At 33.9% G+C, this 22,447-nt stretch carries 21 protein-coding genes; 7 read left to right on the forward strand and 14 right to left on the reverse strand.

Annotation, left to right across the window (positions count from 1 at the left end):
- Nucleotides 1-23 precede the first annotated feature (23 nt).
- Nucleotides 24-533: an SMI1/KNR4 family protein gene (locus tag FJOH_RS06870; RefSeq protein ID WP_012023403.1), complete on the forward strand. Its 510-nt coding sequence runs from the start codon at nt 24-26 to the stop codon at nt 531-533.
- Between the two features lie 54 nt (nt 534-587).
- Here FJOH_RS06870 and FJOH_RS06875 read toward each other — a convergent pair whose 3' ends face one another.
- The 4 genes from FJOH_RS06875 to FJOH_RS06890 form a co-directional block, all read right to left on the reverse strand.
- Entirely contained in the window at nt 588-905 is a 318-nt protein-coding gene (locus FJOH_RS06875) for a 2Fe-2S iron-sulfur cluster-binding family protein (RefSeq protein ID WP_012023404.1), read from the reverse strand.
- Nucleotides 906-961: 56 nt separating this feature from the next.
- The gene (locus FJOH_RS06880; RefSeq protein ID WP_012023405.1) at nt 962-1,441 is read right to left on the reverse strand and encodes a hypothetical protein; all 480 of its coding nucleotides are present in this window, start codon (nt 1,439-1,441) and stop codon (nt 962-964) included.
- Nucleotides 1,442-1,654: 213 nt separating this feature from the next.
- Nucleotides 1,655-1,894, reverse strand: coding sequence for a NifU family protein (locus FJOH_RS06885; protein WP_012023406.1), 240 nt, complete (start codon nt 1,892-1,894; stop codon nt 1,655-1,657).
- Nucleotides 1,895-1,968: 74 nt separating this feature from the next.
- Nucleotides 1,969-3,099, reverse strand: coding sequence for an Mrp/NBP35 family ATP-binding protein (locus tag FJOH_RS06890; RefSeq protein ID WP_012023407.1), 1,131 nt, complete (start codon nt 3,097-3,099; stop codon nt 1,969-1,971).
- Between the two features lie 377 nt (nt 3,100-3,476).
- On the opposite strand from FJOH_RS06890, the gene FJOH_RS06895 reads away from it, so the two are divergent.
- Complete coding sequence (locus tag FJOH_RS06895) at nt 3,477-5,096, forward strand: L,D-transpeptidase family protein (RefSeq protein WP_012023408.1); 1,620 nt, start codon at nt 3,477-3,479, stop codon at nt 5,094-5,096.
- Between the two features lie 61 nt (nt 5,097-5,157).
- Here the strand turns inward: FJOH_RS06895 and FJOH_RS06900 are convergent, their stop codons facing one another.
- The 3 genes from FJOH_RS06900 to FJOH_RS06910 all read right to left on the reverse strand — a co-directional run bounded on the left by FJOH_RS06900 (nt 5,158) and on the right by FJOH_RS06910 (nt 9,771).
- Nucleotides 5,158-7,587 (reverse strand): ABC transporter permease, encoded by a 2,430-nt coding sequence (locus FJOH_RS06900; RefSeq protein WP_012023409.1) that lies wholly within the window; start codon nt 7,585-7,587, stop codon nt 5,158-5,160.
- A gap of 134 nt (nt 7,588-7,721) precedes the next feature.
- Nucleotides 7,722-8,429, reverse strand: a complete 708-nt coding sequence (locus FJOH_RS06905) for an ABC transporter ATP-binding protein (RefSeq protein ID WP_012023410.1) — start codon at nt 8,427-8,429, stop codon at nt 7,722-7,724.
- Nucleotides 8,430-8,532: 103 nt separating this feature from the next.
- A complete protein-coding gene (locus FJOH_RS06910; protein WP_012023411.1) occupies nt 8,533-9,771 on the reverse strand; it encodes an efflux RND transporter periplasmic adaptor subunit in 1,239 nt (412 codons plus the stop codon).
- A gap of 157 nt (nt 9,772-9,928) precedes the next feature.
- Here FJOH_RS06910 and FJOH_RS06915 point away from each other — a divergent pair, with 157 nt between their 5' ends.
- On the forward strand, nt 9,929-11,272 hold the full coding sequence (locus FJOH_RS06915) for a sigma-54-dependent transcriptional regulator (protein WP_012023412.1): 1,344 nt from the start codon (nt 9,929-9,931) through the stop codon (nt 11,270-11,272).
- Nucleotides 11,273-11,405: 133 nt separating this feature from the next.
- The gene (locus FJOH_RS06920) at nt 11,406-12,731 is read left to right on the forward strand and encodes a sensor histidine kinase (RefSeq protein WP_012023413.1); all 1,326 of its coding nucleotides are present in this window, start codon (nt 11,406-11,408) and stop codon (nt 12,729-12,731) included.
- A 29-nt stretch (nt 12,732-12,760) separates the two neighbouring features.
- On the opposite strand, the gene FJOH_RS06925 is transcribed toward FJOH_RS06920, so the two are convergent.
- From FJOH_RS06925 to FJOH_RS06945, 5 genes are all read right to left on the reverse strand, one after another.
- Complete coding sequence (locus tag FJOH_RS06925) at nt 12,761-13,087, reverse strand: MGMT family protein (RefSeq protein WP_012023414.1); 327 nt, start codon at nt 13,085-13,087, stop codon at nt 12,761-12,763.
- 135 nt (nt 13,088-13,222) lie between these two features.
- Complete coding sequence (locus FJOH_RS06930) at nt 13,223-13,861, reverse strand: LysE family transporter (protein WP_012023415.1); 639 nt, start codon at nt 13,859-13,861, stop codon at nt 13,223-13,225.
- A gap of 39 nt (nt 13,862-13,900) precedes the next feature.
- Entirely contained in the window at nt 13,901-14,578 is a 678-nt protein-coding gene (trmB, locus tag FJOH_RS06935) for a tRNA (guanosine(46)-N7)-methyltransferase TrmB (RefSeq protein WP_012023416.1), read from the reverse strand.
- Nucleotides 14,579-14,899: 321 nt separating this feature from the next.
- A complete protein-coding gene (locus FJOH_RS06940; RefSeq protein WP_012023417.1) occupies nt 14,900-16,282 on the reverse strand; it encodes an ammonium transporter in 1,383 nt (460 codons plus the stop codon).
- 262 nt (nt 16,283-16,544) lie between these two features.
- Nucleotides 16,545-17,033 carry a nuclear transport factor 2 family protein gene (locus FJOH_RS06945; protein ID WP_012023418.1) on the reverse strand — a complete coding sequence of 163 codons (489 nt, stop codon included), beginning with the start codon at nt 17,031-17,033 and terminating at the stop codon, nt 16,545-16,547.
- Between the two features lie 256 nt (nt 17,034-17,289).
- Between FJOH_RS06945 and FJOH_RS06950 the strand changes: the two genes are divergently transcribed.
- Complete coding sequence (locus tag FJOH_RS06950) at nt 17,290-17,958, forward strand: hypothetical protein (RefSeq protein WP_012023419.1); 669 nt, start codon at nt 17,290-17,292, stop codon at nt 17,956-17,958.
- 177 nt (nt 17,959-18,135) lie between these two features.
- On the opposite strand, the gene FJOH_RS06955 is transcribed toward FJOH_RS06950, so the two are convergent.
- Nucleotides 18,136-18,450: an HPF/RaiA family ribosome-associated protein gene (locus FJOH_RS06955; protein WP_012023420.1), complete on the reverse strand. Its 315-nt coding sequence runs from the start codon at nt 18,448-18,450 to the stop codon at nt 18,136-18,138.
- A gap of 340 nt (nt 18,451-18,790) precedes the next feature.
- Between FJOH_RS06955 and FJOH_RS06960 the strand changes: the two genes are divergently transcribed.
- On the forward strand, nt 18,791-19,027 hold the full coding sequence (locus tag FJOH_RS06960) for a hypothetical protein (protein WP_012023421.1): 237 nt from the start codon (nt 18,791-18,793) through the stop codon (nt 19,025-19,027).
- A gap of 319 nt (nt 19,028-19,346) precedes the next feature.
- On the opposite strand, the gene FJOH_RS06965 is transcribed toward FJOH_RS06960, so the two are convergent.
- On the reverse strand, nt 19,347-21,809 hold the full coding sequence (locus tag FJOH_RS06965; RefSeq protein ID WP_012023422.1) for an AsmA family protein: 2,463 nt from the start codon (nt 21,807-21,809) through the stop codon (nt 19,347-19,349).
- A gap of 243 nt (nt 21,810-22,052) precedes the next feature.
- On the opposite strand from FJOH_RS06965, the gene trxA reads away from it, so the two are divergent.
- Nucleotides 22,053-22,370 carry a thioredoxin gene (gene trxA / locus FJOH_RS06970; RefSeq protein ID WP_012023423.1) on the forward strand — a complete coding sequence of 106 codons (318 nt, stop codon included), beginning with the start codon at nt 22,053-22,055 and terminating at the stop codon, nt 22,368-22,370.
- Nucleotides 22,371-22,447: the final 77 nt, after the last annotated feature.

A 22,447-nucleotide genomic window follows, 5' to 3' on the forward strand; every position in this document is an offset into this window, starting at 1 on the left:
AATTATTATAAAATACAAAACAAATGAATTTCGATAACTACAAGGTAATTCCAAATTATCAAACCAATAAAACAGATCTATTTACAGCCGATGAAGAAGATATTCTGGCGTGCGAAAAAATACTAAATTTAACTTTTGATGAAGATTATAAAGAGTATGTTTTGCAATATGGAAGCGGTATTATGGGCGGAACTTATGTAAGAATGTTTCTTCCAGAAACCATAATGCTTACACTTGATGAATGGAGAAAACGTATTACTGAATATTGGTTTTGGGATGAAGGAAAAGAAGTGCTCACAAAAGATGAAGTATTGAAATCGATTAGAATTGGTGATACGTTTGATGGAGATGAAATCATTTTTCTAAACAATCAATATTATATACTGGCGCGATACAGCGAAATGATTTACAAAGCTGGAAATACACTCGAAGAAACAATTACCTGGCTGTGTTCGTCTGGTATTTTGACAGAAGCATTTTCAGAAAGAGAATTTGAACCTTTTGATCCAGAAGAGCTAATTAACAAATTATAAAAATATAAAGAAAGCATAAAAAAAGCGGGAATCAATTAATTCCCGCTTTTTTTATTAATATTCTGGAGCAAGCTCCAGTTCTAAACCTTCTAATTCTTCAGTAATTGGTATCTGACAACCTAAACGGCTGTTAGATTTAACGTAAAATGCTTCCGACAGCATGGCTTCTTCTTCATCTCCCATTTCTGGTAATGCAACATCATTTAGAACATAACATTGGCAGGAAGCACACATTGCCATTCCTCCGCAAGTTCCTTCAACAGGAAGTTCGTATGCTTTGCATAACTCCATTATATTCATTGCCATATCAGTTGGAGCTTGTAATTCGTGTATAACTCCTTCTCGATCTTTAATCTTAATTAATACATCCATTTATTATGGGATTTTATTGGTAGGATTCTATAACGTGAAAAAATCCTGTATTTATACTAACTAGCAGGTTTAGTGCTAAATGCGTATTCCTTTCTGTTACCTTCTTTAAGGCGCATTTTTACTCCTAAAACACTGTCGCTTTTTTCAAGGATTGTAATAACTGCAATAACCGAATAATAATCTCTATCTGATTGAAAAATCAATGTACCTTCATAAGTAGAGTTTAAAACTCCCTGTTTGTCTGTAGTTACAGAAATTTTTCTTGGATTTGAAAACTGGGCAGCGCTATAAGTTGCCTTGTTTGAAAATTTACCCTTTCCGTCAACAAAGTCATATAAGAAATCATAATTTCCAATACTTAAGGTTCCTGGAGTATCATTAGGATTAATTGAAAATACAATTTTTCCTGAATATGTAAAATCTGACCATTCTTCAGATTCGCTTACCCAAGCTTTGTCAACAATAACTGTTTTGTTCTGAGCATAATTCACAGCTGCAAAAAACAATAATAAAAATAGAGCGTAAAACTTTTTCATAGATTTAAGATTTAGGTTATGTCACAAATTTAAGTTAAAAATGTAACAAATAGTTAACTAAAACTCTTAAATCTTCGTATTGTTTTTTGCTAAATCCTCAAAAAACTATGATTATTAAGCTTTTTATTGAATTTTTACAAAAGTTATTGTATAAAGGCCTATTATTCTTGTTAATTCAGCAGAATCAAATTAGGGGCCTAAATACGGCTTTTGTTACATAATATTTACCACAGTTTCAATTTGCGGTGCATACTTTTTTATAGTTGTTTCTACCCCAGCTTTAAGTGTCATCTGGTTAACGCTGCAGCTTATGCATGCGCCTTCAAGACGAACTTTTACATGCTTATCATCGTCGATAGATATTAGTGTAATGTCTCCGCCGTCGGATTTTAAGAATGGCCTGATTTCATCTAAAGCCAATAAAACATTATTTGTTAATTCTTCTGTTGTCATAATTATAATGTGTCAATTGTGAAATGTGCCAATTAGAAAATTGTATCTAATTGGCAGATTATCTCATTATCTAATTAATTTTTCTTTACTGCAGAACAACCTGCCATTGTTGTAATTTTGATTGCCTCAGTAGCCGGAAGACTTTCGTTTCTGTTTACTGTTTCCTGAACTACATTTCTTGTAATTTCTTCAAAAACAGCTTCGATTGGCGAAGCCGTCTGCAATGCTGCCGGACGTCCGTAATCTCCTGCTTCACGAATAGATTGTACAATAGGAACTTCTCCTAAAAATGGAACGTCTAAGTCTGCTGCAAGATTTTTTGCTCCTTCCTGACCAAAAATATAGTATTTGTTATTTGGTAATTCTTCAGGTGTAAAGTAAGCCATGTTTTCGATAATTCCCAAAACAGGAACATTAATATTGTCCTGCATAAACATCGAAACTCCTTTTTTAGCATCGGCAAGAGCCACAGCCTGCGGTGTACTTACTACAACAGCTCCGGTAATTGGAAGCGACTGCATGATAGAAAGGTGAATATCTCCTGTTCCCGGAGGTAAGTCTAATAACATGAAATCTAATTCTCCCCAGTCAGCATCAAAAATCATTTGATTTAATGCTTTTGCGGCCATTGGACCTCTCCAGATTACAGCCTGGCTTGGCGATGTGAAGAAACCGATAGAAAGCATTTTAATTTCATAACTTTCAATTGGTTTCATTTTTGATTTTCCGTCAACCGTAATCGATACCGGTTTTTCATTCTCAACATCAAACATAATCGGCATAGATGGTCCGTAAACATCGGCATCTAAAACACCAACTTTAAAGCCCATTTTAGCAAGCGTAACAGCAAGATTTGCAGTTACGGTAGATTTTCCAACTCCTCCTTTTCCAGAAGCAACAGCAATAATATTTTTAATTCCAGGAATAGCACGACCTTTAATTTCTGCTTTTTCCGGAGTTTCTACTTTAATGTTAACTTTAATTTTTGCATCGGCAGATATTAATTCGTGAATCGTTTTTTTAATATCGTCTTCTGCTCTTTTTTTGATATGCATAGCCGGCGTGTGCAATACTAAATCGACAACAACTTCGTCACCAAAAGTAAGTACGTTAGCAACCGCACCGCTTTCAACCATATTTTTTCCTTCCCCGGCTATAGTAATTGTTTCTAAAGCTTTAAGAATTTCTTTTCTATCTAATTTCATTTTATTGTGCTATTATGTATGGAAAGAAATCAATTTAAAATTTCTATGTTAATTTAAACTGATTTCAGACTGCAAAGATAACAGATTAAGTTCGGATTCAAACGCTTTTAAATTGTATTTATTGATATTGAGATTAGTCAAAATGATGCATGTTATTTTAAAACCTCAATTTTTAACGCTTTTCATTTTTTAAAATTCGTATGAAATTTACGTCAATAAATACAAAAATGTCAATTATCTTAGTTAAATTTGAGTACCCTAAATCGAAGATTTCCAAATAAAACAAAAAAGTTATGAAAACTTATTTTGGAGCTTCATTATGAGTTTTCGGTATTTTTTAAAATAATTTTTGTTTAAAAAATTTAAAACTTAAAAATATGCGAAATTTTACTTTTTTATCTGTAATTGCTGCTTGTAGTTTTTTAATGTTTTCTTTTACCCCGGCAAGCAATACTCTTAAATTTAAAAACGAGATCAACGAATTTGATAACATTTTAAATGTCAAGACAACTATTGTTTTTGGAACAATTGATGCTGCTTCTATTAATTCTTTTTATAAAAAATATCCCAAACTAAAAAAATATCAAAAAGATGTTGAAGATCTTTATAAAAAGAAAGACTATAATACCATTTGGTACGACGATAAAAGTGTCAGCGAATTTGGAGCACTTTTGTATCACAAAGTCAGCCTTCTAGAAGATCAGGGAATAAATGCCGAAATGCCCTATATGGACTTGGTTGATGATGTTTTTAATGAAAACGTTACAAACAAACTTCCTAAAGCAGATACAGAATTGTTATTGTCTAATATGTATGTTTTTTATGCCAGTAACGTTTATTCTGGTGTCGATCCGCAGACTTTGAAATCAATTGGCTGGTTTCTGCCAACAAAAACCATTTCTTATGATAGGATTTTAGATTCATTAATGGGCGATCCAAACCGTTTAAATAAAGATGAAAACCTTCTTTTTAGTCAGTATTATAAACTTCAAAATGTATTGCAGAGATACCGAAACATTGAAAAAAACGGGCTTTGGAAAAAAATTGAAATCGACGAAGCTAATTACAAAGAATTAAAACCTTTAGACAGCGGTAAAGTTGTCCAGCAAATTAGAGAACGCTTATTTGTCGTTGGCGATTTAAAAGAAGATTCAAAAAGCCAGTATTATGATCAGGAAATGATGGATGCTGTTTTAAAGTATAAAAAACGATATGGACTAAAATTGAATTATACTTTTACGAAAGAGCAGATAGATCAAATGAACGAACCAATCAGCAACAGAATTAGAACTATTATGCTGAATATGGAACGATGCAGATGGATTCCGACTAAACTAGCCAAAGCAGATGAATATGTAATGGTTAATATTCCTTCGTTCAGGCTGATTTATGTTAAGGATGGAAAATATGATTTAGTTTCGGACGTTTTTGTGGGAACCCGAATGACAGAAACCGTAATTTTTAGCGGCAATATTGACCGAATTGTTTTCAGCCCTTATTGGTATGTTCCGGCAAGTATTATTAAAAATGAGCTGAAACTTAAAATGGCCGAAGATAAAAATTACCTTGCAGATCATAATATGGAGTGGAATGGCGGAAGTGTAAGACAAAAGCCAGGTCCTAATAACTCTTTAGGGTTAGTAAAATTTATGTTTCCTAATCCAAACGATATTTATCTGCATGATACACCGGCAAAAAGTTTGTTTGATTTTGAAAAAAGAACCTTCAGCCACGGATGTATTAATGTTAGAGATGCTAAAAAATTAGCATTAGAAATACTAAAAGACAATCCAGACTGGCCTGTTGATAAAATAAATGATGCTATGAGCGGTGAAAAAGAAACTACCTGCATGCTCAAAAATAAAATTCCAATTTATATAGGTTATTTTACAGCCTGGGTTACAGACGACGGCGAAATTGGTTTTTATCCTGATGTTTACGATCGTGATAAGCAATTAGATAAACTTTTGTATGGCGATTCTGTTGCCCTAAAATAAAAAAGAAACCCTCGTTAGAATTAATTTTCAGCGAGGGTTTTTTAAAAAAATGGTCTACAAGTTATTCATATTTTAAATATTTCAAAACATCGATTTTAGTAACCTGATAGGCTTTAGTTATTACAATTAACAATGTAAGGACTAAAAGCGAAACCAATGCAATACTAAACGGAACGATTGAAATATTGACTCTAAAAGCAAAATCTTCCAGCCATTTTTGCAATAAAATATATGCTGGAACAATTCCAATTAAAAATCCCATTCCGCAGAAAATGATATATTGTCTGGATAATTCTTTCAATAAAATATCCGTTTCTGCTCCTAAGGTTTTTCTAATCGCAATTTCTTTCAGTCTTCTCTCCATCGAAAATGATGCCAAAGCAAACAATCCGAAGATAGCAATTATAATTACGACTAAATTTAAGATAAAAAACAGATTTTTTTGTTTCACCTGTTCTTCATAAGTTTTAGCAAATCCTTTGTTAACAAATTCGTAATCAAAAGGATAATCAGGGTTTATGTTTGCCTCCCAATAAGTTTTTAATTTTGCCAGAGTTTCTGATAAATTATTTGGAGAAACTTTTAAATATACATTTTGAAAATTATTCCATTTTAAAGTTTTTAAGTTTATAAAAACCATTGGCGGAACTTTATTCTGCAGTCCGGTAATATGAAAATCTTTAACAACACCTACTACTTTAAATTTTAAATTTCCTTTTTCATTTCCCCAGCCCGAAGAAATAACAGTATTTATAGGGTTTTTAAGGCCCAAAGTTTTAGCTAAAGTTTCGTTTATAAGCCAGTTGTCAATGGTATCAGAGGCAAATTTTGGAGATAAATCACGGCCTTGCACAATTTTAATTTTCATCATTTCCAGAAAATCAAAATCCATTTCAACATTTCTAGGCTGAACAGAAACCCCGTTATGCGTAAAACCTGAGCTCGAATTCGTACTGTTTCCAAAAGTACCTGCAAAAGTAGAAACCTGCTGCACTCCGGGCATTTTAAGAATTTCCTGTTTTGTAGTTTGATATTTTTCTCCTTTTTTATCATAATCCTGATAGTTAAAAGGAATTCGTATTACCTGATCGCCGCTAAAACCAAGGTCTTTATTCATCATAAAATCTACCTGAGAATTTACAATTAAAGCACCAATGATGAAAAATGCTGCAATTCCGAATTGAAAAATAAGCATCGAATTTCGAATCCAGATACCGCTTTTGCTTCTCGAAAAATTACCTTTTAAAACTTTTAACGTCTCAAAATTTGAGATATAAATGGCAGGGAATATACCCGCAAGAATGATTACTAATCCAAAAATCAAAATGAGCTGCAGATAAAATTCACTGCCATTCATAGTCAAAGTTTTTCTTAAAAAGGTATTGTAATAGGGTAATGAAAGTTCTACAATGGCCAAAGCAAACAAAATGGCAATGGTTACAATTATTGCCGTTTCAAATATAAACTGTGCAATAATCTGCTTTTTTGAAGCTCCCACAATTTTGCGTACTCCCACTTCTTTAGCACGTTTTATGGCAGAAGCCGTAGCCAGATTAATGTAGTTTACCAATGATAAAACTAAAATTAAAAGAGATAAACCCGCCATTATATAAAGAAGCTGTAAATTTCCTTTTCCTTCAGGAGTGGCTGATCCGGAAGATTTTGTACCATGCAGATGCAGCGTTTTTAACTGATCAAGATAAATTTTAATTTCTCCGTTTTCTTTAATGTATTGTTCGACAGGCTGTCCGCTTTCTTTAGCATCCTTTAAAGTTCTGTTTACATAATTTACATGATGCATTTTCTTTGAAACTGTGGCAAGATCAACACCTTTTTTGGTCTTAATCATTAACCCGTAGCTGAAATTTCCCCATTGAGTAAGATCATGCTCACGAACAATACCGCCAAAAACATAATTTGGCTCAACAGAAGAAGGGCGCATAATTCTGTAAACAGCTTTTACGGTGTATGGCTTATTGTCGTAAGTAATGGATTTTCCTATTGGATCCTCATTATTTTTAAAAAGCAGTTTTTCCTGATCTTCAGAAATTGCAACACTGTTTTCTTCTTTTAAGATGTCTTTTTTGGCACCTTTTAATATTGGAAATGGATAAAAATCGAAAAAGTTATTATCAGAAACAGTTATCTTTTTGTCGATTACTTTTTTGTTCTGATATTTTATTACCCCCTGACTATACCAATCATTAAGAAAACAAATTTGATCTATTTCGGGAATAGTTGCTTTACAAGCCATACCAAACGGAATTGTGCTGGTAGTCCATATATCGCCCGTTTTTCCCATTCCGTTCAGCACTTGATATACATTCTCTTTTTCAGAATTCCATTGATCGTATGCATGCTCATTATTCCAGTACAAAATAGCGAAAATCACACCCGAAATCCCGATACTCAATCCTAAAACATTTAAAAACGAAAACAATTTGCTTTGCTTTAAATGATAAATAAATATTTTAAACCAGTTAAAAATCATGGTATTTTATAATTATGTTAGTTATTTTTTTGATCTAAAGGCTGGTTCTGCCTTTTTAAAGAAGAGTAAAAATTTTGCACACAAATCCCACCAGGACTAATATTGCAGTAATAACAAATTTTATCATTTTTGAATTATTTAGCGTCCATAAAAACATCAACATTTCGCTGATTTAGCTTTTCAGAAAAAATAACACCGTCTTTCATATGAATTGTTTTTTGTGAAAAAGAAGCATCATAATCAGAGTGGGTAACCATCAAAATTGTAGCACCTTTTGCGTGCAGATCTGTTAGAAGTTCCATTACTTCATTACCATTTTTACTGTCCAGATTTCCTGTTGGTTCATCGGCAAGAATAATTTTAGGATCATTAACCAAAGCTCTGGCAACGGCAACTCTTTGCTGCTGACCTCCTGAAAGCTGCTGCGGAAAATGTTTTAATCGATGTGATATATTTAGCTTTTCTGCAATAGCTTCAATTTTTTGTTTTCTTTCAGAAGCTTTTACGTTGTTATAAAGCAAAGGCAGTTCGATATTGTCATAAACAGAAAGCTCATCGATTAGATTAAAATTCTGAAAAATGAATCCGATATTTTCCTTGCGAACCTGAGCCCTTCCTTTTTCCTTTAAACCAATCATTTCCTGATCCAGCAATTTGTAACTTCCGCCGTCTGCACCGTCCAAAAGACCGATAATATTCAATAAAGTCGATTTACCGCATCCAGAAGGTCCCATAATAGTTAGGAAATCCCCTTTTTTAATCTCTAAGTTAATTCCACTTAGCGCAGCAGTTTCAACTTCTTCGGTTCTAAATACTTTGGTTAAATTTTGTATCGTTATCATATTTTTTTAAGATTAGTTATTGATTATGTTTTTTGATTGATGATTGAAACTCTTTATAATTGTGAATTGTAAATTGAAAACTGAGACTGCGACTGTAAACTAATTACTGTATCGAAAGCTCCTCAATATCCTTATAATCTGAATAAGAGGAAATCACTACAGATTCGCCTTCTTTTAATCCGTCCAGAACTTCATAATAAGAAGGATTTTCGCGTCCTAATTTTATATTTCTTTTTTCAGCTTTATTTCCTTTTACTACAAAAATCCATTTTCCTGCTGTTTCCTGATTAAAACTTCCTTTTTGAACAACCAGAATTTTATTTTTCTCAGATAAAATCAGTTTAACTCCAAAGCTTAAACCGTCTTGCAGAACAATATTTTCTTTTGATGTAAAAGCCAGTTCTACAATAAAATGACCGTTTTTTACTTCAGGAATCACTTTAGTAACCACAACTTCAAGCGTTTTTCCTTTAAATTCTACCTGACCTTTTAAACCTTCGCGGATTTTTTCCAGATAAAACTCATCAACATTGGCAGATAATTTATAACCTTGTTTTGAATCGATTCTGCCAATACTTTCTCCAGCCTGAAATGTTTTTCCCAGCACAGGTTCAAAAGAAGTTAATCGGCCGGATTCTGGAGCGGTAATCAAAAAGTTCTTTTTGTTGTTTCTTAAAATATCCAAACTTTTTTCCATGGTTTGAATCGAACGGTTAATTTGCGAAATCTGCAATTGATTCGATTGTTTTTCCTTTTGAATGCTCTGCTGAATCGTTTTACGACGTTCTTCCTGAAAACGTAAACTTTCTTTAAAAGTATTCCAGTCGTTTTTAGAAATCACATCTTTGGCAAACAATTTTGCATTTACATCGTATAATCTTTTGGCATCATTATAATCATGTTCGATTAAAACTAAATCCTTAGTCAAATTCAATTCCTGATTTCTAATGTTTAACTTTCCCGTATTCAAATTATTGATTTGCTCAATAATAGCCGTTTCCTGAGTTAAGTAATTCAGTTCTGTATTTGGGTTATACAAACGAGCCAGCGATTGGCCTTTTGTAACCGTTGCACCATTTTCTACAAAAATCTCTTTTACAGATCCTCCTTCTGTAACGTTTACAAGCATAACGTTAAGAGGTTCAACTTTTGCCTGAAAAACAACAAAATCTTCAAAGAAAGCCTTTTCAACTTTTTGAACCGAAAGTTCATCGGCTTTTACATTTAAACTTCTTTTTGAATTAAAAGAAAAAAACACGATTACAGCCAAAGCTAAAAAAACTCCAATTGCTATTGTGAGATATCTAAATTTTCTATTTTTACGAGGAATTACCTTGTCCATTTTTTAAATAATTTACTGATAATCAATAGGTAAATACTGTGCCATAAAATTTATTTTTTGTAAAGCACTGATTTTAAAGAAGCTCTAAAAACCATTCAAAAAACAAGTGTTCGATAATGAACAGTTGACCGTTCAAAAGCGGACAAAAAAACGCAGCATGAGAAAAAAGCAAGCCCAAATATTAGTTGTTGACGACCAGGAAGAAATTCTTTTTTCGGCAAAAATGATTCTCAAAAAACATTTTGAAACCATTTTCACGACCAACAGCCCCAAAAAAATCATTTCAATTTTGAATGAAAATGAAATAAATGTGGTTTTGCTGGACATGAATTACCGAATTGGTTTTGAAGACGGGCGCGAAGGAATTCATTGGCTCAAAGAAATAAAAACGCTTTCGCCTAATACAATTGTAATTTTAATGACCGCTTTTGGAAAAATAGAAACCGCTGTTGAAGGCATTAAAATTGGCGCTTTTGATTATGTTTTAAAACCATGGCATAACGAAAAATTACTTGAAATTATTGATAAAGCTGTCGCCGAAAGCAGAAAAAACACTAAAAAGGTAATTGCAGAAAAAACAGAAAAACGATATTTTACAGGAACTTCCCAAAAAATAAAACAAGCCTATTCTGTAGCCGAAAAAGTCGCCAGAACAGATGCTAATGTTTTGATATTGGGAGAAAACGGAACCGGGAAATATGTTTTTGCCGAATTTATCCATCAAAATTCTGAAAGAAAAAATCAGCCTTTTGTGCATGTAGATTTAGGATCGTTGAGCGATAATTTATTCGAAAGCGAATTGTTTGGGTATGCAAAAGGGGCTTTTACAGATGCTAAAACCGATACGCCGGGAAGATTTGAAACAGCGCAGAACGGCACTATTTTTCTTGATGAAATAGGAAATATTCCGCTTCATCTTCAGGCGAAACTGCTTCATATTTTACAAACCAAAACATTGACCAGATTAGGAGAAAGTAAACCACGTCCGTTAAATGTTCGTGTTATTGCGGCCACAAACAGTGATATTAAATCTGAAGTAAAAAACAAAACTTTCCGAGAAGATTTGCTTTACCGAATTAATACAATGGAAATAAATCTTCCGCCTCTGCGTGAACGAAAAGACGACATAGTTCCGATGGCAAATTTTATATTAGAAAATATCGCCCAAAAGTACAATCAGGAAAATTGGCGTTTTGATGAAAATGTATCACCATATCTGGAAAGATATCCGTGGAAAGGAAATGTTCGTGAAATGGAAAACAAAATCGAACGCGCTCTTATTTTAGCTGAAAACAATACAATTTCTGTAACCGATTTAGACATTCTTGATTTTGAGGAAATTCAGGAAAATGACGATAATCCGTTATCTGAAATGGAGAAAACAGCAATCGAAAAAGCACTTTTTAAACATCACGGAAACATCTCTAAAACCGCCGAAGAACTAGGATTGTCAAGAGCTGCGTTGTATAGAAGAATTGAGAAGTACGATTTGAAGAATTAAAAAGAAAAAGCAAGAGGCAAGAATTAAGATTTTTTTATCGACTTAAATCTGCAAAATCTGTGTGAAACAAAAAAATAAAGACAAGAGCTAAAATTATTTTAATCATTTTAATCTGTGGCTAAAAAATAAAGGAATGAAAAACTGGAAATTTTATAATGCATTTTTTGTGAGAGTTCTGTTCGTTATGACGCTCTTCTTTGTCTGTTTTTTCCTTATCTATAAAATGTTTTATTTCAATGCGCTTTTGGTTGGTTTTTTCGCATTTTTAACGCTAGCCGAAATGTATTTTTTTGTAAAAAACCAATTGCAGTTTTACGACAGAACTTTGTTTTCGATTTTACAGAATGATTTTTCAACCAACTTTCCTGAGGAGAATAAAAGAGATAATTTTAAAAGTTTATATCTTTTATATGAAACGCTCAAAGTACAGCAGCAAGAACAAAAATCGAAGGAACTAATTTATCGTTCGCTTTTAAACAATATTGATTCTGCAGCTTTAATTCTGGAAAAAGAAAATAATGACTGGAATATTTTCCTGATGAATGACTGCTTCTCGGACCTATTTAAAGTGCCAAAAGTAAGCCATTGGAAATATCTTAAAAACTATCTGCCGTCACTTTGCAATGAAATTGAAAAAACGGAGTTCGGTGAATTAAAATCGGCAATTTCGATTAAAATTGAAGATCAGGATCTGCAGACTTTTATGCTCCAGACTTCAAGAACACAAACCTATAACAAAGAATATTATATTATTTTATTAGACAGCATTCAGCGTGTTATTGAGAAAAAAGAAAAAGAAGCCTGGATTAATTTGATGAAGATTATTTCGCATGAATTAATGAATTCCTTAACGCCAATTCGAGCGCTTTCGCAGAATCTGCTTCATATTGTCGATCAGGAAAATTTAGAAGAAGATGATTTTGATGACATTAAAAGCAGTATTTCCACGATTATAAACCGAAGCGATCATTTGCAGGTTTTTGTTGAAAATTACCGAAAACTGGCCATGCTGCCAACTCCATCAAAACAAATGACGCCAATTAACGCTTTATTTGATGACTGTCTTAGAATCATGAGTCCTATTTTGAAAGCAGAAAACATTGAATTAATAAGTGATATTCATAGTTCGCGTTCGATTTTGATAGATAAAAACCAGATGGAACAGGTAATTATTAATTTGATTACCAACAGCGTGTATGCTTTAAAAGAAAAGAATGAAAAGAAAATGTATGTGTCGAGTTATACCGAAAACAATCGTTTTTTTATCACGATTTCTGATAACGGAAAAGGAATCGATCCAGAAATTCAGGACAAAGTATTCCTGCCTTTTTTCACCACCAGAAAAGACGGTGCGGGAATTGGTTTAACGCTTTCTAAAAACATCATCGAAGCGCACGGCGGTTATTTAAGCTACCAAACCGATGAAGATAAAACCAGTTTTGTGATCTGTTTGATCTAGTTTTTTTGAACCATATAAGTGATATAAGTCTAACCCTGGATTTCTGGTTTCCAAAAGTGCTTTTCAAAATCTACAATTTGATTGTCAACCACTTTAATGCCTTCGCTTTCTAAAAGCTGCTGCATTAAATTCGTTCCTTCAAAATGATGTTTTCCTGTCAAAAGTCCTTTTTGGTTTACCACTCTGTGTGCCGGAACATCGTCCATGTTATGACACGCGTTCATTGCCCAGCCCACCATTCTTGCCGAACGTGCTGTTCCTAATGCCTTTGCAATTGCACCATAAGAAGTTACCTTTCCGTACGGAATTTGTCTGGCAACTGCATAAACTCTTTCGAAAAAATTTTCCTCAGCCATAAATAAGTCTTTTGCTGCAGATTAATTGGATTAATATTTAAAAAAAATCCCTTTATATCTGCAAAATCTGCGGGAAAAAATATTTACCACAAAGTAAAATAATCAATTTAATTCGTGTAATCTGCGGCCCTATTTTTATCCGAAATAATAATTCAAAATATTAAAGAGTGTTACAATCGCAACAAGGCCTGTAATGCTTCCTATAATTGTGTTCATGTTCCGCATTAAATAATCGGTTTTCTTTTCAATTTTTCCAAAGAAAGCGATATAACTGTATAAAACGGCAAAAGATCCCAGAATAGACCCTAAAACAAAGGTGAAAATAATTATATTTTCAAATACAAAAAGATGGTATGAGGCCAAAGTTACACTCACAACAACATAATACGGAATTGGAAAAAAGTTCAATGCAGAAAGCAGCATTCCTAAAAAGAAACGGCTTTTTTTACTGCTCTTTTTAATCTTTGATTTTTTCTTGGTTTTGGGTTCTTTGGCAATAAACAAAAAGTAAATCGTTAAGATCGCAAAAATAACAAAACCAACTTCACGTAATAAGGTTACAACATCTGGTCTGTTGTCGATTACTCTTGCAAATAAAACCGCAACATAAACCTGAAAAAATATTACCAAAACGGCACCAATAACAAACCATAAAGCATTCTTTTTTCCTTCTTTCAGATTTATTTTGGCTGCCGTCATGTTGATTAAACCTGGCGGAATAATCCCAATTGCAGCAGCAATAAAGCCCGAAAGTAATGGAGTAAGATATACCATTCAGTTGTTTAAGCGGTTAGAAATGTTTCGAAAATTAAATTAGTCTTTAATTTTGAAACGAATATACGTAATTGCCTTGTTAATTTCTAAATATTGTTTTTCGTAAAAAGTCTGGATTGAAGTTACAACTTCTGGACTTCCTTCGTTTTTGTAAACATTATGATTGGCATATAAAACTTCGTGTCCTTCACCATGAAGAAGTCCAAGCGTATAGCCATGCATAAATTCGCTGTCGGTTTTTAAGTTTACGACACCGTCTTTTTTAAGGATTTTTTTGTACAATTTCAAGAACTCAGAATTCGTCATTCTGTGTTTTGTTCTCTTGTATTTAATTTGCGGGTCCGGAAAAGTAATCCAGATTTCGTCTACTTCACCTTCGGCAAAAATATGATTAATTAATTCGATTTGAGTTCGAACAAAAGCAACATTATGAAGACCGTTTTCGACAGCTGTTTTGGCACCACGCCAGAAACGTGCACCTTTAATGTCGATTCCGATAAAATTTTTGTTAGGATATTTTTTTGCTAATCCAACTGAGTATTCACCTTTTCCGCATCCTAATTCTAAAACCAGAGGATTATCATTTTTAAAGAAATCAGAATTCCATTTTCCCTTCAAAGGCATTAAGTCGCCTACAACTTCTTCTCTTGTTGGTTGAAAAACGTTTTGAAATGTTTCGTTTTCTCTGAATCTTTTAAGTTTATTTTTACTTCCCACTTTTTATAAAAATTTTGAGCAAAATTAAGGAATATAAACGAATGAAAATAGCGGAATTAGGTTTTAAAATGTTTTCCGCCGAGATTTTACAGATTAAAAAGATTTTTTAACTGGTAATCATGTTTAGTCCCTACGGGACAACTGAAAGAGGATGACATTGATTTTACCGATATATAATCTCTATGAGATATGCTCCGTTAGGGGTTAAATATTGGTAGAAAAAGGTATGTTAAGAGTAAAATGAAATTTTAGCCGCAGATTTCACAGATTACAAGGGATTTTTTAACCTGTTTAATCCGTGAAATCTGCGGCTTATTCTTTTTAACCGTAATGCGGTTCAGTAATTGGTTTTAATTTTGGATCAAGGGTTTCATCGTGCTGTGATAAATCCAATCCGATATGTTCAGATTCTTCTGAAACTCTCAAAGGAATAATAAAATTGGTTACTTTAAACAAGAAATAAGCTCCGAAGAAAGTAAATACAGAAACCAAAACAAGCGCCATCATGTGATGTCCGAAAACATTCCAGCCTCCGTGCAGTAAACTTGCATTTTCGCCATGAGCAAAAATAGCAGTTAAAATCATTCCCATAATTCCGCCGACACCGTGACACGCAAAAACATCAAGCGTATCATCAAATCTTTTAGAGTATTTACAATTTACAGCTGTGTTTGAAACCAAAGCCGTTACAAATCCGAAGAACATACTTTCTGGCACAGAAACAAATCCTGCAGCCGGAGTAATAGCAACCAGACCCACAACAGCACCAATACAAGCGCCAAGAGCCGAAACTTTTCTTCCGTTCATTCTGTCAAAGAAAATCCAGGTTAACATTGCAGCGGCAGATGAAGTAGTGGTAGTAGCAAAAGCCATTGCAGCAGTTCCGTTAGCGGCAAGAGCAGATCCGGCGTTGAAACCAAACCATCCAAACCATAACATTCCTGTTCCTAATAATACAAACGGAATATTGGTTGGAATGTGCTGGCTGTTTTTTCTTTTACCTAAAACAATAACTCCTGCCAAAGCAGCAAAACCAGAACTCATGTGTACTACAGTTCCTCCGGCAAAATCTTTTACGCCAAAATAACTTCCTAAAACACCCGTTGGATACCAAACGGCGTGACATAAAGGAGCATATATAAAAATGGTAAATAAGCTGATGAAAACTAAATAAGAGATAAAACGAACACGTTCTGCAAATGAACCCGTGATAATTGCCGGACATATAATGGCAAATTTCATCTGGAACAAAGCAAAAAGCATAAACGGAATCGTACTTGCCAATTGTTTATGAGGCAGAACGCCAACATAATCCATAAAGGCAAAAGTAGCAGGATTTCCAAAAAAGCTGTAAAAATGATCTCCAGAACCAAAACCAACCGGTTCTCCAAAAGCAAGACTAAAAGCGACAACAACCCATAAAAGTGTTACAACGCCCAGACAGATAAAACTTTGAAGCATGGTAGAAATAACATTCTTTCTGCCTACCATTCCGCCGTAAAAGAAAGACAATCCCGGCGTCATGATTAAAACCAGACAGCTCGACGTAAGCATCCAGGCAACATCGGCAGGTACAATGTGGTCTGTAGTTCCAAATTCAGATAAAACATAATTATTTTCAGTCACCGTTGGCCAAAATGCACCTATCGTGCAAACGACACTTATCATAATAAAGGAAATGATCCAGCGTTTTTCTATTTTCATTTTTAAAATACTTTAATGAACCCTATTTTTTTTGGGGTCAAAGTTATAAAAAATTAAATATTTTGATTTTAAGGGCTGTAAAAATAGTGGCTAGGCTTTTATTTTAGTCAATTTTATAAAATACAACTCGTTTTTTTGACGGAATTTCATTTTAAGGACTCAAAAAACGACCAATATTGTCAATTGTATTATAATTTATTTGATATCTGAATTTGTAACGTACTAGAAAAGTTATGTTTATAAGAATAAAACCAAAAAATGTTTATTTTTTTTGAAGCTTCGCAATCAAAGCGTCTTCAATAGGGGCTTTAATTTTGGTTACAGCATCAACCTCATCATTCGGGATCGTCATAGATAAAACATAGTGCTGAATTTTCCATTCTTTCCCCACTTTTACCAAAACACCAGAACCGCGGCAGATTTTCATTTGTGTATCTAATAATTCATCAAACCAAGCCAGTTTTCCTGATTTGTCAAAAAAGATGTGACGTTCTAAAGCTTTAAAATTCCAAGTTGTTCCTTTGTCGAAAAATGGTTTTGCCCAAACAGCAAACTCTTTTTTAGTCCAGTTTTCGGTTGCATCAGTTCCAATGTAAACCGCATCATCTGCCAAAACATTAAAATAGGCATCAAATTTTACTTCGCCTGCCGCTTTGTGCCATGCATCAAGAGTTTGATTGATTTTGTCTTTGTCAGTTTGAGCATTTGCAAAAGAAACCGTCAATAATAATAGTAAAAGTGTTTTTTTCATGAGAGATTTTATTTGAGTTTAAAGGTAAGAATTTTTTAAACTGATGTGAGAATGGCACACGGATTTTACAGATTTAAACCGGTTAACAGCAGATAAAATTATTTAATTATTCGTCTAATCTGTAAAATCAGTGGTCGACAATTTACAGGCTAGTTAAAAACATATTCAAAGTTAAACTTAAATTATTCTTACATTTCTTATATGGCGTAATCCTAAAAAACAAGTATATTTGAGTGCTTTAAAAATATCCCAAATTATGAATCCAAAAATCTTTATAAGCTCACTTGCTATAACATCATTACTTTTTGTTTCCTGCAAAAAGGAATTAGAACCGCAAGAAAACACTTCGACGTCTGAATTGGTTAGACTTGGACTTGCAAAAGATACAACTAAAACACCTTCAGTAGTACAGCAGACTCAAGCTTCACCATCAAATCCAAATACAGTTTTAAGTGATACAAAAGGATTAAATCCGGCTCACGGACAACCGGGACATCGCTGCGATATTGCCGTTGGAGCGCCTTTAAATTCGGCACCAACACAGCAGGTTCAGACAACTCAGGCGCAAACGGGACAAACGGTTCAGGTAAATCCGAATCAAAAAAATGTGGTTACTACAACAACAACGCCAGTAAAAACAGCAAAAGGAATGAATCCGCCGCACGGACAGCCGGGCCATAGATGTGATATTCCGGTTGGAGCGCCTTTAAATTCTCCGGCTGCTAAAACTGCCACAACGTCGACAGCACAAAGCGGAACATCTACACAAAATTTTACAGTTTCACCTCCGCCGGCAGGGAATCCGGTTCCGGCATTATTGAGTACAGAAGCTAGTCAAACGGTAGCAGAAGGAATGAATCCGCCGCACGGACAACCAGGACATCGATGTGATGTTGCCGTAGGAGCACCGTTGCCGAAATCATAGAGGAGAGATACAAAGATACTAAGTAACAAAGATGCAAAGTGACAAAGATGCAAAGTGACAAAGTAAAACAAACGCAAAAAAACTTTGAACCTTTGTCACTTTGCATCTTTGTCACTTCAAAATAGATAAAAAAAAGACGTTTCATTTGAAACGTCTTTTTTTTATCTATTTTGGAACTTAATGCGCTTTCAATTTTTCGAAAGTCGTAGTAAGAGATTTTTTAATTTTACTCAAAGCACCGTTAAAAGCTTTTTCAAGAGTTTCTGCGTGTTCTGTTACAGTGATTGGCTGTAGTTTTGCAGTTCGGACTTCAAGAACACATTTTTTATCATTCAGGCTGAATTTCTCGCCATTTTCATCTCCAAAATGAACTTCGATTCGCGTGATTTTATCTTCAAAACGCGCTAAGCCTTTTTCTAATTCTTCAGAGAAATATTTTTCTAATCTTTGGTGTCCTTCGATGTTTTTGTCGGTGTTGATTTGAATTTTCATAACGGTTTATATTTAATGATTGTTTCTCAAATCTATCCATTTTCAAAGCAAAAGCCAAGCGAGTTAATAAAACATTATGATATTTTTAGGGTTAAATTTTAATTTCTGCGAAAGATAAAACGGACTGCAAACTCTGTATCAGCAGATAAAGTAAATTGTAAGAAAAACACAAAACTCTCTTAGGATTTTTAATATCTTTGCAGTCCTAAAATTTCAGATTATGAACACAACAAAACTTCTTGCCCGTGTGGTACGCTGGCGGTATTGGAAACAACTGCACGCTCTGAAATGCGTAGGACAGCTAACCCATGCGGGTTTATATTCCTTAAAATTTCAGATTATGAGTTTAAACACCCTTTCGAAAGAAACCGAAATGCGTTTAGCTGAATTTTTCAATCAGGCGACAGATCCTAAAAGTTTCGCAAAAACAATTCGCAGAATAAATTATCTTCTCGCCATGTCTCTAATGCGAGAATGCGAAACCCTGCAAATTGATCCAAAGTCAGTTGAACAAGGTTATTTCTGGTTGAACGAACTAGCCGAGATTTTAAATCCTTATTTTGAGGTTGAAGATTAATAAAATGCAAAAAGCCACTAGTGAAGTGGCTTTTTTTATTTTAATTGGATTAGTTTGTCATTCCGAGGAACGAAGGAATCGCAATAGGATTTCCACATAGAAAATCTCCAATCTTTGTCGATTTTGCAACGAAGATTTCTCCTTCGTCGAAATGACAAGATTGTGTATAAAAACAATAATTGAATTGAGTTTAGTTTGTCATTTCGACGAAGGAGAAATCTTCGCAAGTAACTCCGCAATCATAAGTTGTTAATCATTGTCTATTTTCTAGTGTGATTCCTTCGTTCCTCGGAATGACATACTGTGGCGATAATGTTGTTTACTTATCTTTCTTTCCCCACTTAATTTTCATTTTCCCTTCATCATCAACAGCCAATAAGTGCAGTACAATACCACGTTCGCGCACGGCATCGCGTTCGGCTTTGCTGGCTAGTTTGGCGTCGTTTTTAGAATTTCTTAGAGGGATTGTCAGGGCGAGATTGGTGCCTCGGCCAAAAGAATAAATTCCGTCAACATCAATATTTAGAACGCTGGAACTTATGGTTAAATTATTTACGTCTATTTGTTCACCGCGCATATTTAAATGACCAGACAAATCACTGAAAGTAATATTATTGACATCACGAAACGGAAAAGCAAATTTGCCCACTTTTACAATAGGTTCAAAGTTGAGCAATGCGCCTTGATTAACTTTAAAATCGAGCTTTCCGTGCATGGAGTTGGTAATTAATTCGCCTTGACTGTTTATAAAACCGCTTACGTTTGCGGTGCTGGTTAATTTTCCTTTTATGTTATTCGGATTAAAAGAAGTGATTCCGAAGTTGTTGAACGATCTTAAAAAGCTCGCAATATCAACTCGGTTTACCTGCGCGTTTGAGCTAAAAGCGTAGTTTTTTCCGCTTGGCAAAACTTCGCTGTTAAAAGTAATATTTCCGCCAGAAGTTTGGAGTGAACCATTTTTTATAACCAATTTAGAATTCAGCATTGAGATTGTTGCTTTGGTATTGGTAGCGGTAAGTTTATTATAATTGATTTTATCTGCTTTAATGTCTATTACCACAACACAATTTTCGATTACGTTTCGCAAATGGCTGGAAATCGTAGTTCTTTTATTGTTTTTAATTGCTGCTTTCTTTTTTTGTGAAGAAGCCAAAACGCCCAGAAATTGTTTAAGATCGATATTCGGGCAATAAATATTCCAGTTTACGACCATTTTTTCGGGTGCGTCGTAATAGAGGTTTAGGAAATTATCGATTTTTCCGTCTATAAAAATGGTATTCTTTTTATGTTTGTAGGCAATTTGTTTGATGATTAAGGCTTTTTCGGTAAAATTGAGGTGAATATTGGTTTTTACAGCCTGAATATTTTTTGGGATATAATGAAACGAAGCGTCATCAATGTCAATATTTCCTATAAATCTTGGTTTAGTAATGTACAAATCGACAATGTCAAACTGAAATTTCAAATTGGCCTTGGCGTGGCCATCTTCAAAATGAATCCACTTTTCGTTGCTTACCTGGTTGAGTCTTTCGATATCAAAATCAGAACTTACGTTTCCGGTTGCAATTGGTTTTTCGAGATTGCTGATTACAACTTGCGGAATGGTAAGCGGAATGTTTTCGTATTCTCCTGAAAATCGGGTTAAAATTACAGCCGAATTTGGATCATTAAATCCGTCTTTTGGTTTGAAATTATTGGTAAAAATTCCTCTGAAATTACATTTGTCAATTTGCCCGTCGGGAATCGTAAGTTCGTTGTTTTTGGCTACGGCCTGAACCACAATTTTAGGATCGTCATGAACGTTTAAATCGCCTTTTAGATCGCAGTTTACATCGATTGGTTTCTTTAAATCAAACCGATTCAGTTTTGAGCTGATATTTCCAGACAATAAATTAGAAGCGTTACTCCATAAAATACGCGTATTAATATTGATTCCGAAAAGGGAATTGGTTTTGCCAATATTGAAATACGCCGCGATATCAAAAGAGTCAGAACCAATTTTTAGGTTTTTAGTCGAAACATCAATTTTTTGTTTGTCGGCATGGTACGTAACAGAAAGTGTTCCTTTGAGTTCTTTTTCTTTGGCGAAACTTCCGTGAACGGTATTAAAAGCCAGACTTTTAATTTGGGTGTAGAGAAACAAATCAGTATTCCAGTTGTCTCCGTCGTAATCTACTTTTGATTTTAAACTGTGAACATCAAAATCAAATAATTTATTTCCCAATTGATTATCTATAATAACATGCACATCGCTCAGGTCGATTTCGTCAATTGTAGTTTCGGGTTTTGATTTGCTTTCGGGTGTTTTTTTCTTTTTCGGTTTAAAAATATCCGAGTTTGTGTAGCCGTCTTTGGTTTTGTAAATGTAAATATCGGCGTCATTAATCAGGATTTTATGAATGTTGACTTCTTTTTGTAATAAACTCCAAACATTTAAACGCGCTTCGATTTCCTGTGCTTTCAGTAAAGTATGATGATGTGTATTCCATTTGTTGTCTTTGAGCTCGACATCTTTTAAAGCCAATGTGAAATTTGGGAAACCTGTTAAAAACTTATAGTGAAAATCGCCAATATGGAACTTTCCATTTATGTTTTCGTTGATTTTGGTATTGATCTTGGCGATAATTTCGGTTTTGTTTTGATTGAAGTAAATCGATAATCCTCCGCAAGCCAATAAAAGCAGTCCAATAAGGACCAAAATAAAAATACCAAAACGTTTGGCGTATTTTTTAAAATGAACCGATTGGAAATAGTTTTTTATTTTGAGTAAAGTTTCCTTCATTGTTGTGGATTTTCGGGATCATTAAAGATAAGAATAAAAAACGAATATGTTTACCTGTAGGTTATGGCTTGTAAATAAAGCACATGGAAATGTTATAACTATTGACGATGCATTTATAACCAAAACTAATTTGTGAATGGTGTATGATTTGTTTTTAATTTTTAACTTTGTACCTCAGTTCTGAAAGTTTTTAAAAAGTCTCCCCGAGATAAGAGCTGAAGATAACTTTAAAGAAAAATAATTATGGCATTAGCAATAACAGATGCTACTTTTGACGAAGTAGTTTTAAAATCAGATAAACCAGTAATGGTGGATTTTTGGGCAGCATGGTGCGGTCCTTGTAGAATGGTTGGTCCAATCATTGACCAATTAAGCGATGAATATGCAGGAAAAGTTGTGGTTGGTAAAGTTGATGTAGATGCTAACCAGGAATTTGCTGCTAAATATGGTGTGCGTAACATACCAACCGTTTTGGTGTTTCATAACGGTGAAGTAGTAGGAAAACAAGTTGGAGTTGCTCCAAAACAAACCTACGCTGACAGCTTAGACGCTTTGTTGTAATCGTAAGATTATGATTTATATAAAAAAGGCCTGATATATTCAGGCCTTTTTTATTGGAGGATATATTTTAAACACAT

The organism is Flavobacterium johnsoniae UW101 (assembly GCF_000016645.1).
GTDB classification, from domain to species: Bacteria; Bacteroidota; Bacteroidia; order Flavobacteriales; family Flavobacteriaceae; genus Flavobacterium; species Flavobacterium johnsoniae.